Origin of the sequence: Photorhabdus bodei, from assembly GCF_003287735.1 — a bacterium.
In the GTDB taxonomy this organism is placed as follows: domain Bacteria; phylum Pseudomonadota; class Gammaproteobacteria; order Enterobacterales; family Enterobacteriaceae; genus Photorhabdus; species Photorhabdus kayaii.
On the sequence record NZ_NSCM01000167.1, the window covers coordinates 1 to 344 of the forward strand.

Annotated in this window: 1 protein-coding gene; it reads left to right on the plus strand. The window is 57.6% G+C overall.

The annotated features are described in order from the left end of the window. A partial coding sequence (locus CKY02_RS25110) for a hypothetical protein (RefSeq protein ID WP_167405366.1) occupies positions 1–181 on the plus strand: 181 nt, incomplete at its 5' end. Positions 182–344: the final 163 nt, after the last annotated feature.

Here is a 344-nt window from a genome sequence, read left to right on the forward strand (position 1 = left end):
CGCCCGCAGAACGGGTGCCCGCCGCCCAAACAAGTTGGGCGACGTTCGCCCGTTGCCGAAAAAGCCGCTACACTGGCAATGGCACGGCAGGAAAAACCGGCGTTCAGGGGTGAAAAGCGCGTCAGGGAGTTTTGGGTTCGGCGGTGAACGCACATTGGAAAAATGGGGTGTAACTGACTGAGGGCATTAGGAAAATCGGCGTCCGGCGGTCAACTTTGCAATGGAATGGGTTGTTATTGAGAATAATGCGCTGGCCTCGCGAAATCTGGGTGATTGCCGCACGCTGTCACCGGAAGCGTGCGGCAAGGCTAAGGAGCTGAGCCAGCGCATTCTGGATAAAGGTC